Raw genomic sequence first — 15515 nt, 5'->3', positions numbered from 1 at the left:
GGATGCGATCTCGTCACCGACCGCCGCCGGTCGGCACAAACTCCATGTCATGAGCAGACCGGGAACGAGCAGAATGGCAAGGAGGATAAAACATACGGTCCACATGGGTCAGTTCTCCTTCCACGCGGGATGGGCGAGCATGGATGCGATGCGTCCGCCTCTATCGGTCATGGCATCGAGCTCATGCATGGATTTCCCATAGGATTCGGCATCGACGATGCCACCTAGGACGGTTGGTTTGATGGACGAATGCTGGCTGATGAGCCGGCTGAATCCACGGAGTGTGTCCCCGATACCCTGTAAATAGGCGAGACGAACGATCTCGCCGATAGTCATCGTGGCGTCAACCTCACCGACGATGCCCGTGATACGCTCCATAATGTGGTCGAGGTCGGCATAGAACTGTTCCGACATGGGATCGTTATGATTGACGGTCATCTCTGCTTCCCTACTTCCTCAATGTGTGTTCCCATGGACCACATGGACAGGTCACGAGCGTCCAGTGGGTTCCCATGGCACCACAGACCCATGGCTACAAGGAGGACCCCGAGGAGAGCCAACGGGATTAGAATCAGGATGGATACCATTATGCCGGCCGTAGTGCCGACATCGGACAAAGCCACAGCCGAGAGGAGACAGACCGTCGCTCCGTGTCCATAACGGATGGACAGGCACATCCAATAATCCGATTCATCCGGCACTGAACCCGTGAGCGGCATATCTCGCCCGACGGCATGTCGAGCCGAATGACTCGGATCGGCGACATCATGGATGACTGTTTCGGCTACTATGTTCATTGTGTGGACCTTTCTTCGTTAGAGACAATGCCTGACCGGTACTTTCGCCGGTTATCGGTCGCGGGAGGTTCGTACCCCGGCCCTGTTCCGTGGTCTTTCACTTCCGACGGAACGGGGCCTTCCTTTTCTCCGCCACTGGTCGCAGAAACTCATGGACATCGCACTTCATCATCGGCACTCTCCGAGCCCGGCCCGCCCCCAACAATCGGCCACAAGGTATCAATCCGTCCAAGCAAGTAATCGGTCGACACCTTGAAGAAATCGGCAAGTACCGAAATGTCTTTCATGGTGAAAGAACGAACGCCAGTGAGTTTGTTGGAGAAGACCTGTTCGGATAAGCCAATCGCCTCGGCGACTTCTCGTTGAGTGCGTCCGTTTTCCTTGATAAGCCCCGATGCCCTCTTGCTTATCTTGAGCATATTTAATTGATTTTGATTAGTCACCATGCAGATAAATATAACACAACTAATCTATTATGATTATTGGAGTGTCGATTTTGATAATTATTTGGTCAGAATTGCATAACTAATCGCTCATAAGTACAATTCTTAGCATGACAACTACAACTACAATGCCAGCCGTTGAGGTCAGCCCGCAGGATGTAGCCATCCTTAACCTCAATATGCTGATGCAAATTGAGGGCAAATATCGCAAAGATCTTGCGACCTACATCGGACGTAAACCTCAGAACCTATCGCGAATGATGAACGGCGACAGTAACTGGGCAATAAACGATATGTTCAAGGCTGCGCAGTTCGTAGGCGTCACCCTTGACGTCCTGACCGACCCATCTCTTACTCCAGCGAAGGCAATCGCCATCATCAGCAAGTACGAAGACGATTACGAAGGAGGTTCATCTGTCGTTGATGCAATCAACGACAGTCGAATACGCAGGGCATGGATTTTGACGGCCTGAAAACTCACGTTAGACCGCAACCTTGTTCCTAGGCTCATCTAGGTTTATGAAGCTCATAACCCAGAGGTCCATGGTTCAAATCCATGCCCCGCTACCAACGCCTCCGGATTCACATTAAAGAATTCGGAGGCTTTTTCTATATCGTCCAAGCTCCACGGATGTTTCCCAGAGAACTTCTGCGAAACTGCTGGCCTTGTAACACCAAGGACATCCGCCATATCCTGCTGGTTCATGCTTCTTGCGGCCATCATCATTCGCAGATTAAAACTAACGAGGTCTTGCAAACCGCGTTTCTTCGTCGCCGCTGGTTTCTTTTCGACTGTTTTCACATTACATATGGTAACCAGAAATTCCCTAAATTAGCAAGACGACACTCCGATGATCTCAGAAATAACCAATGGTGACTATTATATGTGACCATGAGTTACATAAAGTTATCATCAGATACGATAGGTAAAACTATCAGACTTCTACTAATTGCAAATAACATGTCACAATCCGACTTAGCTAGAGCACTCAATATATCTAGACCAGCAGTAACAAGAAAAATCAATAATCAGACTGCATTTACAACAGCGGAAATAAACATCATTGCAGATTTATTTCAGATTTCTACAGATTCACTATTAGGTCGCTCACAGGATATGAAAAATGCGTGATCAGCTTGCATATGGAAGCTCCCTCCCGGGGTTAGGCAGGAGGGAGAGTTTTCAATGTTTTGGCCATGGGCCCAAAGCGAGGAAACCCATGAACCGCTTCTCACTATACACGATTCTAGGGCCGAAGTGGTTCATTGCGGACGATGGTCGATGAATACCGGAACTTTTATGGTTAGGAAGCACTAATGAGTGTTGCGGCAGTTGATTGGGCGTTGAGGCGAGCCCCTGTAGGTGCGGATGCGTCCGCGCGTCTGGTACTCGTGTATCTTGCGGACCGTGCGGACGATGAAGGGCGGGATGCCTTCCCGAGCATTGCCACTCTTGTCGAGCAGTCCCACCTGTCCAGAAGCACCATCAAGCGTATTTTAAGGCGCCTTGAAGAGCAGGGGCTCATCAGTCGTGGCGACCAGTTAAAGGTCGCCCATTATCGTATCGACCGTCGTCCCGTGGTCTGGGATCTGCATGTGGAATTGACCGTGGACGACTCACGGGAGGGGCGGGGGCTCAAAATGACCCCTCGTGAGGAATCGCATGATTCCGCGGTTTCCGCGGGGGTTCAAAATGAGCCCCCGCTCAGTGGGGAAATGCGTGAGAATCGTGAGCGAGGGTTCACCGGTGCACGGAGCGGGGGTTCACTGGTGGACCACAAACCATCCATTAAACCATCCATTAAACCTCTTTATCCCCTTGAAGGGGATGAAGGCGATGTGGTGGCGATTTCCGACGGTGGTTTCCCGGATGGGCCTGACGGACGGATGCCCGATGCCATCCGTGGGGACGATGCTCCCACCGCTCGGGATGCGGGTGGGGATGCGCAGCGGGTTGTTTCGTTGATGGCTTCACTGCGTGAGTCCGCTCGTGTTGAGCTCGCGCCGTTCAAATCCGAGGAGTCCCATACGAGGTTCGAGCGCAGGCAGCTTGCGGCGGCTGCCCGTCTTGTGGCCGCGTTTGGCGTGGAGCGGGTGGAGCGTACCGCTCGGTGGGCGTTGGATGCCGGCCAGCCGTTTTGGAGGTCCGTGGCGTTCACTCCCGAACGGTTGGAGCGTAACTGGACACAGGTGACGAGCCAGATGAGTGTTCCACGGCCTTCCACAGGGGCTTTCGCGGATTCCTCCCCGGTCTCCCGTGTCCATGTGCATTCCCGTGGCTGCGAGCACGTGCAGCAGGTTCTGGGATACACGAATCCCGGGGATTGCGTGGCGGATTCACGCGCAACGCACGTCCTGGATTTGCTTCGATCCGGCTATGGCGTCGAACGGATTCGTGAGACCCTTGCCGCGCGCGAAGCCACTCCCATGGCTCGATAAGCCCATGTTTTCAATGTTTTCCCAAGGTTTAAGGGGTTAATGATGGAAGGATTCGGATCAACCGGTTCAACGCGGTCGTGGCGTTCGGCATCGAAGTGTTCGACACTCCCACCGGCTCGTGCCGATGAGTTGTTTTTCGCGGATGGCGCGCATCCCGACACGGTGGCGCATGCGAAAACGTATTGCTCCACGTGTCCCGTCAAGGCTCAGTGTGCTGCGTGGGGCGCGGCCATCAATGCCGAGTTTGGCGTCTATGGCGGCGTGCCGTCGTATGCGCGTAAAAGTCTGGTGAGTTTGTACCGGCAGGCTCATCCCGATGAGGACACGGCCGCATTGAGCGAAGACGAACGCTTCACGAGATTCGCCGAATGGATAGAAAAGGATCCCAGTGTGATCGGTCGGGCCATTCATCATGCCAGCCACTCGCATAATCGCGCGTACTGGCGGAGGAAGCGTGCACGCATGGTCAGTGTCCAGGCTGGGGATATCGAACTTAACGGGATCATTCGCGTAGCCGACATCGAGCCTGTTCCAGGCCGTTGCGTCCAGCCGGCTCTTTTCTAAGGTTCTTGAGTTTTACCACCAATCGATCCAAGGAGGAAATAAGGATGATCAGGAATCATTCACGTGTTGCCGCCGCCGTCTCGGCCGGTTTGATGGTCCTGGCCGGGGCGGGTCTCATGGCTCGTCGAACGTTCGACCGCTGAAAAATTCATCGTTGTCCTTATGTCCTTCATCCCCGGAACGTTTCGGGGATGATGAATGAGCAGGCCGTGAGCGCACCCATGTGCGCTCACGGGTATTGGAAAAAGATCGCTAAGGAGAAGATAATGTTTACCACTACGGTTATTGAGGCGGGTTCGGCGGTTCTTGCCGCCGACGCGAATGGTGTCGTGACGAACGTGTTGAGCACGCTTGCGACCTGGGTCGTTGTCGGTGGCGGTTTCTGGGCGGTGTGGGGTGCCGTCACCTTGGGTGGCGGTCTGTCCGACCATAACTCTCCCCAGATTCAAAATGGCGTGTGGAAGATCGTCGGCGGCGCGATCATCATTGCCGCCGCCGCCTTGTTCAAGACTCTTGTGTAACGAAGGTCCGACCGTATCATGTTTGATTTCAAGGATGGGTTAAGATCCCTGCTGAACCAGATCAGCCAGGGGATGGATCCGACAATATCAAGCCTGTTGACTCAGACTCCGGCGGGTAAATATCCCGATGCCTATCGGACGGTGACGAATATCGCTACCACCGCGGTCAAGCCCGTCGCCATGACCGTGTTGGCGGTAGTGTTCAGTCTGGAAATCCTTCATGCCAGCCAGGGCATCGATCAGGATGGTACGCAGGGTGTACGCACGATTACGAAGTCGTTATTCAAGATCATTATCGTGTATATGGCTGCAATGAACGCGTCATGGCTGTGTGAGCTTATCACGTATCTGATTCAGCAGATCGGCACGGGGGTCAGCAGGCTCATAACGCTTCCTGGAACATCATCTGATGCTCCCAAGCACCTGTTGGGAAATGCTCTTGAGTCGAGCGGCGCTCTTGGCCAAGCGAATCTTGGCCAACAATTGGTCGCGATCATTATGTTGCTTATTCCCTTCTTGATTTCCAAGCTGGCGACGCAGGCGGTGCAAATCCTTATCATCGCGCGGTTTGTTGAGCTCTTGATTCTCACGGCGTTTGGCGCTCTTCCCATCGCTTTCCTGTCGTATGACGGGACGAAAAGTTGGGGTGAGGCGTATATCCGCGAGTATGCGTCGTGTGCGTTTAGCAATATCACGCTCCTGATAGGCCTAGCCGTATATCAGCCTGTTGCCAACAGCATGCTTACCCGCAATCAAGATCTGATGAAGATGAATCTTAATCAGGTGGTTTTCGATAATTGGGGACAGCTCATCACGGTGAGCGTGTTGATGGTTGCACTCGTCCTCATCAGCCAGAAGGCATCTAAGGCATTGTTCGGTCAAGCCTAAATGAACAGGAGAAGTTTCATGCTTGTGATGGATGTTCCCACGGATATCAACCAGATTGATCCGAAGCAATGGTTCGGGCTTACTGGTCGCCAGTTCCTGTGCGTGTCCGGTGTCGTCGTATGCGCCGTGGGCGCGATCGTCTGCCAATTCCTCGCCCCCAGCCAGGTGAGTCAGGCTGTTAATCAGGTCATCATCATTCCCATCGTGCTTTTGGTATTGGTGGGCTGGTTCAAAAAATCCGGACTGCCTGTGGAGGATTTTCTTGTCCGGTATTGGCAGTGGCGCATCGTGTTGACGCGTAAGCCTCTCATCCGTGAGGGAGAGATCCCTCATGACAGGCATGCCACGCGGCGCGAACTCAAGATCGTCAACGAGCACGTCGAAATGGCGCCTACCGTCCAGGACGCTTGAACGTTCATCAGTCAATGGTTAAAAAAATATGGTTCTTAAGGAGTTTTCAATGTTTGGATTGAGTGGGAATCGTGGGTCTCATGTGGATCAGGGGCATGCTCGGAAGGCGAAGAAGGAAGCTTTGACTGCGGCATCCATGGTGTTTCTGCATGGTATCCGTAAGGATGGCATCGCCTATGTCGGGGCTGGCTGGTGGAGCGCGACGGCACTGATTAGCGACGTCAATTATCAGCTTGCCTCCGTAGATACGCGGAAGAAGATCTTGAACGCATGGATGAGTACGTTGAACATGTTTGATGAGAATACGCGTATTCAGGTGACGAGTGCGAATCGTATGCTCAACGGGCGTAGCGTCACGCGTGGCGTGTACATGGATGCCGAGGGTCGTGATGGTCTGGATTCGTATCGCCGGTCGTTTAATGAGCTCGCCGCCGACCAACTCAAAGGCCTGGCGTCAAGCACGGTGACGGACAAGTATATTACCGTGAGCGTCAAGGAGATCGGCCAGGACAAGGCAGTCGTCAGGCTCAATCGTCTCCTGTCAGGGTTGAAGACGCAGCTTGCTTCCATGAGTGGCTGCACGGCACATCGTCTTGATCGCGGTGAGCGCCTTCGTGTCCTGGGCTCGATGCTGCAACCGGATGAGCCCTTCACCTTTAGCGAGGAGCTCTTCGAGCAAGCGCCGAAGAATATGCGGGCGAAGGATTTCGTCACTCCATGGAGCATGGATTTCAGGAATAAGGATCAGATCACTCTATCGTCCCGAAGTGAGACGTTCATGACCCATGTGTGGTTGGAGGCATGGCCGGCACAGTTAACGGATACCCTTATCTCCGATCTGGCCGATATCACCGCTCCGATAGTGGTCAACGTGCATATCGCGCCATGGGACCGCGCATCCGGCTTGGAAAAGGTCAAGACGAAGCAGGCAGGCGTCAAGGGCGAATATGACAGGACCGTTCAAAAGCTCGCCAGGCAAGGATTGGGCGCGGAGAGCGTGCCTGATTCCATTACCGAGCGTGTGGATGAAATGACTACGTTGCTTGATCAGCTTCGTACGTCGAACCAGCGTATACTGGACACGCTTGTTTTGGTGAGCATGAGCGCCGATAGTGAGGACGAGCTCAAGCAAACGCTTCTGGAAGTGGAACGTGTCGCACGTCGACTGTCATGCAAGATGAGCGTGACGCGTTACATGATGCCCGAAGCCCTGAACGCCATGCTGCCATTGGGCGTCGATAGACTGCCGATGAGGCGAGCATTGACAACGGATAGTGCGTCGATTCTCATCCCTTTCACCGCTCAGGAAATCATGGAGCCTCACGGCCAGTTCTATGGGGTCAACGAACGCAGTGGCAACCCCGTGATCGTGAATCGTAGCGAGCATATGAATTCCAACGGGTTCATCCTGGGAACGACCGGCTCAGGTAAGAGCCAGTCCGCTAAGGCCGAGATCGTGCAGCGTGTATTGAATTCCGCCGATCGCGTGGTCATCATCGATCCCGAACATGAGTATGTGCCGCTGGCACAGGCTTTGGGCGGACAGGTCATCACCGTTTCCGCGGACTCGACGCAACATATGAATCCGATGGATATTGATCTGACGGGTAGCGATGATACCGACCCCGTACGCTCCAAGGTATCGGTCGTCTTGGATCTGTTAGGTGCCCTGATGGGCGGCACGACAGGTTTAAGCCAGCTCAAACGAAGCATGATCGACACGGCCGCGATGAACGTGTACAGGGATACGCGCGCTCAATTGGATTCGACCGGATCGTATACGCAGCCGACCTTGGTGGATCTGAAGGAGCAGATCAAACGCGTGTATGTGGACGTGGAGAACCCTTCTCCCGAAGCACAGGATCTCGTCACCGAGCTGGAGATGTTTACGACTGGTTCCTCTTCCGGTTTCGCACACCTGACGAATGTTGATCTTTCCGGACAGTTCATTGTTTTTGACGTGTCCGCTTTGGCCGGTCAGATTCAAACGTTCGGCATGATGGTCATTCTCGACCAGATTTGGAGCCTGGTACGTGCGAACCGTGATACCGGTTTGCGCACATGGTTGTATGTGGATGAGTTCCACCGTTTCTTCCATAACGAGTATTCCATCCGCACTTTCCTGGATATTTATAAGAGGGCACGCAAATATGGCCTGGGCGTTACCGGTATCACTCAGAACATCGATGAGCTCTTGGGCAACGATCAAGCACGTTTGATGCTGTCGAATGCGGATTTTCTTCTGCTGATGAATCAGAAGACGACGGATGCGGAAATGCTCCAGGATCTCCTCGAACTGTCGGATGAACAGGTGCGGTTGATGACGACCGCGCAAGCGGGATGTGGTCTGCTCAACACGAACGGTGTTTCCCTCGGTTTTAATAATCGCATGAATCAAAGGAATCTTTTAGCGAAATCGTATTCGACCAGGTTCGGCGACGGCCTACCGCAAGCGGGAGGTGTGCTCTGATGCCTGCGTATGAGCCCGGAGGGCATCAGGCATCGGACAGCCTGTATGATCAGGTGACGAGCGCAACCCAGGTCACTCGAATGGGTGCGAAAACGAGTGTGAAAGCCGTCCAAGGGGTCGCCGGTGCTGTGGGTGGTACTGCCGCTCACACATATCAGGGTATCAGGACCGTGGTCGGAAGGGTGAAATATGGTAAGCCTCTCGGCCCTAAGATGACATTTAAGGGCCGCGTGTCTCGTCGTGTTTTCCTGTTGAGAAAAGGGTTGAAGGAGTCTCCTCGATCCATGCTCAAGGGCGTAGGCACAGGACTGAGGAGGTCTCCTGGAGCGTATGGAAAAGGCGTGTCGAACGCGGTAGGCGCTTCTATGCATGGCACGGAGTCGGGTGCGGATGATGAGCTTACTCGGCTGTCTGCATCCTCATCTCGTCTTGTTTCCCAGGCTCCACGCGCGGGGGTGAAAACCATCCGCTCAGGCGCAAAGGCTCTCAGGAAGGCCCATGGGTCAGTCAGGCGTGCCCAGCTTGCCGCAAAACAGTTGAAGTATGCGCGCTCTACCATGCAAACGGTCAAGGCGGTCGCCCGGATGGTTGCTTCTGGCTTGAGTGGTATCGGTTTAGCGCTTCTTCCGCTTGCCGGCATTATTGTTGCGCTTATTGCCGCCATTGGTTTACTGATGAGTTTCTTTAGTGGCCAATCGGGATGCGATGCTGGGAATGCCGTTGCGGCGGGTGGTTTTGGCGCTACCAGTGGCAAGCTTGAGGGGTTAAAGACCACACAGGTTCGCGGCGTGACCGCGGTAGATTATCAGGCCTTAGGTATCAAGCCTTCATGGTTCGAGGATGATACTTCCGCGTACCAGTTTCAGCAGTGCACGTGGTGGGTCGCTAACCGGTGGAAGATGCTGGGCTTGCATGTCGACCATCACATGGGCAATGGTGTCGACTGGGCTGCGTCCGCGAAAAGACACGGGTATCCGACGGGAGATACGCCACGTCTTGGCGCTATCGTGAGTATGTCAGGTGGCGTCCTTGGCGCTTCTGCCGGCCCTTACGGGCATGTCGCTGTCGTTGAGCAGATTGATTCGGATGGTAGCATCTGGGTGTCTGAGTCAGGCACCGGATTCTTTAATACGTATGGCGCTCCTGTTGTCGATCAGTATTCCAAAGCGGCCTTAGATGCAGCTCGGGGTAAGTACACGTACGTTTATTCGACTGGCTCCGATCCTTCAACCCCTGCTGGTGCGTCGGATACGAGTGAGGTTTCGTATGCGTCTATGGGCTGCCCTGTAGGAGACGGTAGTGGAAATACGGGTGCGGCGTCCGCGGATGCGAAGACCGCTCAAGAGTATGCGAAGAAGACCATGAAGGAGCAGTACGGGTGGGGCGATGATGAGTATCAAGCACTCCTGAAGCTGTGGAATAAGGAGTCCGGATGGAATTACAAGGCAGAAAATAAGTCTTCTGGCGCGTATGGTATTCCACAGAGTCTGCCTGGTAATAAGATGGCGACCATGGGTGTTGATTGGCGCACGAATTATCAAACCCAGATCAATTGGGGATTGAAGTATATTAAGGACAGGTACGGTACGCCATCGGGGGCATGGAGGCATAGCCAGCAAACCAACTGGTATTGAACATCACAGTATAAGGAGTTTATGATGAGTGATTCACGTCGGAGGAATCGCGTTATTCTCTACGGTATTATCGCGGTTCTTGTCCTGCTCATAGCAGGTATCGGTGCGGGTGTGATGATTGGCACTCACATGGCCGCTTCGCAGCAGCAGGCGGTGTCTACTACCCAGGCGTCAGGTTCCAGTTCAGCTAATTCGCCGTCTACGGGCATGAGCGGCACGACGGGTGATTCCGCGGATTTGTGGCATGGAAAGGATATTCGCAAATCCGGCGAGGGCGTGTATCCGGGCATGGATAAGGAACGCGCATGCACGCAGGCAGGCGTGGAAGCGGCATACTGGCTCATCAGTGGTTCAGGCAGTCAGCGTGAGGAAGAGCTGTATAAGCGGTTCTTCCTGCCTAACCTTGTCAGCGCGGATGTCGATCCGGAGTCCACCGCTCACTGGATCAACCATGGTGATCCGCCCTTTACGGCAGTATCCGTGGATGTTGCTGCCGATATGTTGGGTACGAAGATAGACGATAATGCTATCGGCTGCGTGGTCTCTTTGGACGGCAAGGAACATGGTAAGGAAAATATTCCCAACAGTTCTGACCCGTATCCGGATTCCGGTGTTCTCTATTTGCAACTGAACCGTAAAGATAAGGATTCCGCATGGTTCGTGATGTCCACGATTTATAACCCTAGTGATTATCAGCGGGATATTAAGCAGCAAGGAAATAATTAACTAAAACTTCCCAACCCTAATTCATCCCTTTCTGATTCCATTCAAATAAAGTATCCAACCAATCAAAAACGACATTATGGGCAAGTCTCAAATTGTTGACCTGACAATGGGCGTCCGCACCACTTTCCGCCTCAAATATTTGAAGTTTAGTTTGCGGATTTTTAGACTTAAGCGCTTCGTAAATCGTCCTGGTCTGGCGCTGCAATTCGACGCTTTCACCTTCTCCCATGATAAATAAGCAAGGGCACAGAATTTTTTGATAGTCTACAACCTTTGCACGGCTAAACACCTCAGTAATAGCGCTCTTAAAATCAGAAGCGCCAAACTGCCAGGCATATTTTTTTAGATTTAAATCCGCAGACTCATTCAAATCTCCAGCTAACCTTAAAACGACATTCATTAACCAACCTGGAGCTTTTAAGCTTGACCCAAATTCTTTTCTAAAGAGTTCCGCAATGTCATAAATGGCTGTACTCGCAATCCATGCATGAATTCTCGAATCCTCTTCGGCAGCTTGTGCGGTAAAATACCCCCCTCCGCTGACACCATAAATGGCTAAATCATTCAGCTCGGGATTCCTGCCTTCCAACCAGTCTATGCACAGTGAAATTGGAATAGCGGCATTCACATCAAAAGTTAACCCTCTACCAGGGTTAGTCCCCTGACCAGGAAGGTCAACCATTAAAACATTGTAACTTCGCCTCCATCCAGGATAGCCAGCAAAGTAAAATAAATCTTCGCGATAAGTATCCCCGCCACCAACCATGATCAAGGTTGGACAATTATTGCCGCTGTGAAGATAATAACCCGGTAAATAGGAATCCTGATAATCAATCGCTAGTTTTTCGACTGGGGCTCCCAGCGAATGGACTGCGTCAGAAAACGCTCTCTCCATTTGATGAACGGTAGACAGATATTCGTCAGAATATGGATTGATAAACTGGATTGCTGAACGAAATGAATAGGTCTGTGCCAGATAATACTGTGCTTCTGTTTGCCCACTCAAAGCCGAATTGCTTACTTTTTGTTCAAGATAGTCCCCATGTGATAAAAAGACATTTTTCCAGTCATCGGGCTTTGGTGATTTTCCCAACTTTTGGGCAAGATAATAAAGTTCTCCGTGAGAGAAGCCAAAAACTTCGCCAATACCTAACAACCAATTAAAGAAAAAATCCGTATCACCATTCTTGAAAAATATTCGGGTGGATTGCCTTTTTAAAATGACCTCATTTTCCTTCATCACTTACCTCCTATTTTCTGGATTTTTCATACGGGAAATTTCAGTAACTAAATGGTTGCCATCCAGTATATCAAGTGTGGCACTATAATAAGTGAGGGGACTCTTTTCCGCCCATCCTGCCAAGCACCCCTGTCCCTGTCTTCTTCAATCAGCGACGTAGCGGATACACCTCACCTCGGAGAGGTGGAAGACGGCTCTCGGATTCAGGATGAACGAGCTGGCGATGCGACGCTATCGTCTCCCTGGGAAGCGGGACCCTCGATTCCGGCGTGGCCGGTTTGGCTACAATTTGCTTGCGTAGTTTCGTACCTTGGTGAGGAATCGTGTGCGCTTGCGTGGGGTTGATCTACGTAAGTAGGACATCTGGTGGTGTTTGATGGTCGTGACGCCGCACATGATTTTGAGAATCTGGTGATGGAGGACCTTACCATAGTCGGGCTCGAATAAGCGTGCGTAGAACCCCGGAGTATCGTTCGTGGTGATGACCCATGCCTTCTTGCCCTTGAGCAGCCCCTTGGGAAGCACTCCCCGATACACGTAGGCGAACCCTTTGGAGAAGACACGATCGATGAAACCCTTAAGGATGGCGGGCATGCCGGACCACCAGATCGGGTAGATGAATACGAGCAGGTCCGCGTCGGTAATGATCCGACGGTACCGCTCGGTATCCGGGTCGATGTTCAGGTTGCGGCGCAGATGGTTTTCATCGAAGCGCAGGACCGGATCGAAGTTCTCCTTGTACAGATCAACCACGGTTACCGAGTGTCTGGCGGGGTTATCTTCCAGCCCCTGCATGACGGAGTTCAGGATGGCGTGGTTGTATCCGTTGTCATTGGGATAAGCGTAAAGCACTGCGATATTCATGAACCTATTGTATGAATCGGGACGCACCTGTTGTCATGGACATGTCCCGATAGCTTAATCCTTGATGAGCAAGGCCGTATCATTGAGATACCGCCCCCCTGGGAAGCAAGGCCCTCGATTACTGCCAAGGCATCGCCTTTCGCCCCACCCTAGGGGATTTAGCCTAGTTTTCGACTGTAGAACGGTTTGAGACCGCGCAAAATATAGACGCACATCGCATTATCCAATCGTCCGAGCTCGTCCGCGGTGAGGAGTTCTCGCTTCTGTGCGGATTGTTGGATGCTGTAGGAGCCGTTCATTCCCTTGTTCTCCGTTGTTGATGTTGTCCAAATGGTTTGATTGCCCAGTATTGTGCTATACCATTTCGTGGTTGTCTCATCATTGCCGCCCAGGAAGAGCTTGCTGTCGCAGTTGGCGGTGATGGTTTCCCACTCGTCCTTGTAGAGCGCCTTGATTTGGCTGATCGTCTGGAGGATGACCGACACGCTCATGTTTCTGCCGCGCATGGTGGAGATGAGGATCGGGAATCCTGGTATCCTGCCAATGTTGGCAAACTCATCCAGCATGCAATGCAACGGAATGGTTAATGCGCCGCTCGCATTATGGTCTGCTTTATACATGGTGGTTTCGAACAAGCATTGATAGAAGATGGATGCCAGATACGTGAATGTCTGGTTCGTGTCACTGATGATAATGTAGATGACGGTGGGCTTGTCCCCTACCTGGTCGAGCTGCATGGTGTCATTATCCAGGATGGTTTTAATACGCCTTGCGTGCAGTCCTGCTGTTTGGTTCGCAAGTGTCGTGATAATGGAGGCGCGGGTTTCTGCGGGGCCTTGCTCGTAGGTTCGGTATTGGCTGCAGGCGAAGTCGAGGCCTTCAAGCATGGCAAGGCTTTCCCCGTCATAATCATCCGCGGATTTCTCGGCGTCCTCGATGAAGGCGCGCGTTTCCGCCATAAGGTCATCGATAGGGCTCGCTTGGTCAGGGTCGGATTCACTTGCGCTCATCTGGCTGAGCATATTCATGACGGTGTTCATGTTGCGCGTTTCCGGATCCTCCGCAAAATACGTGTAGGCAAGCAGGCTGGTCAGCAGGCTTTTGGACGCTTTATCCCAGAAGTCGCCATGGTTTTTGGTGTTCGCTCCTGTGTTGGTGATGATGTTATCGGCAAGCCTTATGAGGCTTCCTTCTGGATCATCGGGATTCATATAGTTCAGCGGGTTGAAGTGGTCTGAGGTGGCCATGTCGATGAGGTTGAAGGTTTTGATCCGCCACCCGGCCTTACGCATCTTTTCGGCCGTTTGGTGGTGGATTTCGCCTTTCGTATCAGTGATGGCAAGACTGATTGGAGTGTGATGGGTGGCCATGTTGGTCATGTTTGGTAGGACATAGCCGCGCGTCTTGCCCGAACCCGATGCCCCGGTGACCAGGACGTTGAGGTTACGCCTCGTCTTATATGTATCCAGGGCGAGGGCTTCACTGTGGGTCATGAGGAGTGTGTTACCCGGGTTCTTGTCACTGTAGGGTCGCATGTCCGTGCTGCTTGCCCAAGCGGCGCTGCCGTGTTCCTCACCGTCTCTTGTGACGTGTTGCCCGCTGTAGTGGTAGAGCAAAGCCAGGAGCACAATGGCTGCTATGGCGGCGCCTGCGATGAGGTCCATGCGGTTCATACTGGGGACCGGGTTTTTATACGCCTCCAAGCTTGCATTTATCGCGGCTGGAACATCGTGGGACGCTATGTAGGATACGCGTACTGGCCTGCTGACGATATTGCCCGCATAAAAGCCCATGAGAGTAAGGATGAGCCATGTGATGGGGCTCATTTTCTTATTCGATGTCATTAGTGCCTCCTTGATCGTCGTCCGTCATCACGGTGGCCAAGTCCGCCCATGGATTCATGGAGGATAGTGGCGGGGTTTTCGCACGTTGGCGCCGCTGTGCCTCATGTTTGATTTTCTCGATGAGACTTGTTTTCGTCCATTGCCCTTCTGGCGGTTGGAATTTGCCGCGCGCTCCTGGAGCGTAGGGTTCATGTGCATCCTCTTGTGCGGCATCATCGACTATGGGGGTCTCGTCCCTGAGCCGACCGTGGATGAGAGCATGGCTTGGCTCCTCAGGCTGCACATGATGCTCGCTCATACATACGATATGCGGGTTGGCCAAGCTGTCTGCGATGGTGATGCTCATGCCTGTCCCGCTTGTCTGCTGGTGTGGGTGGCCATGTTCAGGATACGAATTTTCATGTTTTCGCTTCTACCGTCGAGGCCGACGGTTTCTGGGCCGGTTACGACGCCTTTGATGATGACATCTTGACCTTTCACCCATTCCTGGAGGCTGACCCATTGGGCTGTCTTTTTGACGGCTTTTGCATCCACATATGTTGTATTTCCCCGCTCGTCATGGCATGCAAGAGTGAGATAATAGACGACTGTCGAATCATCTGGAGTGTATTTGGTCGGCACCGTCACGATTTTGCCGTCACACCATACCATGTCACCGACATGCGCTTGCATCA

At 52.8% G+C, this 15515-nt stretch carries 18 protein-coding genes; 10 read left to right on the top strand and 8 right to left on the bottom strand.

Features of this window, described 5'->3' with window-relative positions; all coding sequences use genetic code 11:
• Window positions 1–108: 108 nt before the first annotated feature.
• Window positions 109–438, bottom strand: a complete 330-nt coding sequence (locus HMPREF1494_RS05380; RefSeq protein ID WP_034520568.1) for a hypothetical protein — start codon at window positions 436–438, stop codon at window positions 109–111.
• A gap of 508 nt (window positions 439–946) precedes the next feature.
• On the bottom strand, window positions 947–1243 hold the full coding sequence (locus tag HMPREF1494_RS10965; RefSeq protein ID WP_081724115.1) for a helix-turn-helix domain-containing protein: 297 nt from the start codon (window positions 1241–1243) through the stop codon (window positions 947–949).
• 107 nt (window positions 1244–1350) lie between these two features.
• Between HMPREF1494_RS10965 and HMPREF1494_RS05365 the strand changes: the two genes are divergently transcribed.
• A complete protein-coding gene (locus tag HMPREF1494_RS05365; RefSeq protein WP_034520564.1) occupies window positions 1351–1713 on the top strand; it encodes a helix-turn-helix domain-containing protein in 363 nt (120 codons plus the stop codon).
• A 53-nt stretch (window positions 1714–1766) separates the two neighbouring features.
• Here HMPREF1494_RS05365 and HMPREF1494_RS05360 read toward each other — a convergent pair whose 3' ends face one another.
• Window positions 1767–2042 (bottom strand): helix-turn-helix domain-containing protein, encoded by a 276-nt coding sequence (locus HMPREF1494_RS05360; protein ID WP_231495343.1) that lies wholly within the window; start codon window positions 2040–2042, stop codon window positions 1767–1769.
• Window positions 2043–2132: 90 nt separating this feature from the next.
• Here HMPREF1494_RS05360 and HMPREF1494_RS11965 point away from each other — a divergent pair, with 90 nt between their 5' ends.
• The 9 genes from HMPREF1494_RS11965 (at window position 2133) to HMPREF1494_RS11715 (ending at window position 10893) form a co-directional block, all read left to right on the top strand.
• Window positions 2133–2372, top strand: a complete 240-nt coding sequence (locus HMPREF1494_RS11965) for a helix-turn-helix domain-containing protein (protein ID WP_034520561.1) — start codon at window positions 2133–2135, stop codon at window positions 2370–2372.
• A 185-nt stretch (window positions 2373–2557) separates the two neighbouring features.
• The gene (locus tag HMPREF1494_RS11720) at window positions 2558–3679 is read left to right on the top strand and encodes a helix-turn-helix domain-containing protein (protein WP_231495342.1); all 1122 of its coding nucleotides are present in this window, start codon (window positions 2558–2560) and stop codon (window positions 3677–3679) included.
• 39 nt (window positions 3680–3718) lie between these two features.
• Entirely contained in the window at window positions 3719–4243 is a 525-nt protein-coding gene (locus HMPREF1494_RS05340) for a WhiB family transcriptional regulator (protein WP_081442115.1), read from the top strand.
• A 266-nt stretch (window positions 4244–4509) separates the two neighbouring features.
• Complete coding sequence (locus tag HMPREF1494_RS05335; protein WP_034520557.1) at window positions 4510–4764, top strand: hypothetical protein; 255 nt, start codon at window positions 4510–4512, stop codon at window positions 4762–4764.
• 18 nt (window positions 4765–4782) lie between these two features.
• Entirely contained in the window at window positions 4783–5652 is an 870-nt protein-coding gene (locus HMPREF1494_RS05330; RefSeq protein WP_034520555.1) for a type IV secretion system protein, read from the top strand.
• An 18-nt stretch (window positions 5653–5670) separates the two neighbouring features.
• Entirely contained in the window at window positions 5671–6063 is a 393-nt protein-coding gene (locus HMPREF1494_RS05325) for a PrgI family protein (protein WP_034520667.1), read from the top strand.
• Between the two features lie 28 nt (window positions 6064–6091).
• Window positions 6092–8533 (top strand): VirB4-like conjugal transfer ATPase, CD1110 family, encoded by a 2442-nt coding sequence (locus HMPREF1494_RS05320; RefSeq protein WP_428890986.1) that lies wholly within the window; start codon window positions 6092–6094, stop codon window positions 8531–8533.
• A 284-nt stretch (window positions 8534–8817) separates the two neighbouring features.
• A complete protein-coding gene (locus tag HMPREF1494_RS05315) occupies window positions 8818–10167 on the top strand; it encodes a CHAP domain-containing protein (RefSeq protein ID WP_231495341.1) in 1350 nt (449 codons plus the stop codon).
• Window positions 10168–10191: 24 nt separating this feature from the next.
• Window positions 10192–10893, top strand: coding sequence for a pseudouridine synthase (locus HMPREF1494_RS11715; protein ID WP_231495340.1), 702 nt, complete (start codon window positions 10192–10194; stop codon window positions 10891–10893).
• Between the two features lie 16 nt (window positions 10894–10909).
• On the opposite strand, the gene HMPREF1494_RS05305 is transcribed toward HMPREF1494_RS11715, so the two are convergent.
• From HMPREF1494_RS05305 to HMPREF1494_RS05285, 5 genes are all read right to left on the bottom strand, one after another.
• Window positions 10910–12133: an alpha/beta hydrolase family protein gene (locus HMPREF1494_RS05305; protein ID WP_034520549.1), complete on the bottom strand. Its 1224-nt coding sequence runs from the start codon at window positions 12131–12133 to the stop codon at window positions 10910–10912.
• 282 nt (window positions 12134–12415) lie between these two features.
• The gene (locus HMPREF1494_RS05300) at window positions 12416–12997 is read right to left on the bottom strand and encodes an NAD(P)H-dependent oxidoreductase (protein WP_034520655.1); all 582 of its coding nucleotides are present in this window, start codon (window positions 12995–12997) and stop codon (window positions 12416–12418) included.
• A 158-nt stretch (window positions 12998–13155) separates the two neighbouring features.
• Window positions 13156–14841 carry a VirD4-like conjugal transfer protein, CD1115 family gene (locus HMPREF1494_RS05295; RefSeq protein WP_034520545.1) on the bottom strand — a complete coding sequence of 562 codons (1686 nt, stop codon included), beginning with the start codon at window positions 14839–14841 and terminating at the stop codon, window positions 13156–13158.
• Window positions 14828–15187: a hypothetical protein gene (locus HMPREF1494_RS05290; RefSeq protein ID WP_034520543.1), complete on the bottom strand. Its 360-nt coding sequence runs from the start codon at window positions 15185–15187 to the stop codon at window positions 14828–14830. The genes HMPREF1494_RS05295 and HMPREF1494_RS05290 overlap by 14 nt, the downstream gene beginning before the upstream one ends.
• Complete coding sequence (locus HMPREF1494_RS05285; RefSeq protein ID WP_034520540.1) at window positions 15184–15513, bottom strand: hypothetical protein; 330 nt, start codon at window positions 15511–15513, stop codon at window positions 15184–15186. The genes HMPREF1494_RS05290 and HMPREF1494_RS05285 overlap by 4 nt, the downstream gene beginning before the upstream one ends.
• Window positions 15514–15515 lie beyond the last annotated feature (2 nt).

Origin of the sequence: Bifidobacterium sp. MSTE12, from assembly GCF_000513015.1 — a bacterium.
Classification (GTDB): Bacteria; Actinomycetota; Actinomycetes; order Actinomycetales; family Bifidobacteriaceae; genus Bifidobacterium; species Bifidobacterium dentium.
The sequence above is the reverse complement of the archived record's forward strand: the minus strand, read 5'-3'. Positions and strand labels throughout refer to the sequence as shown.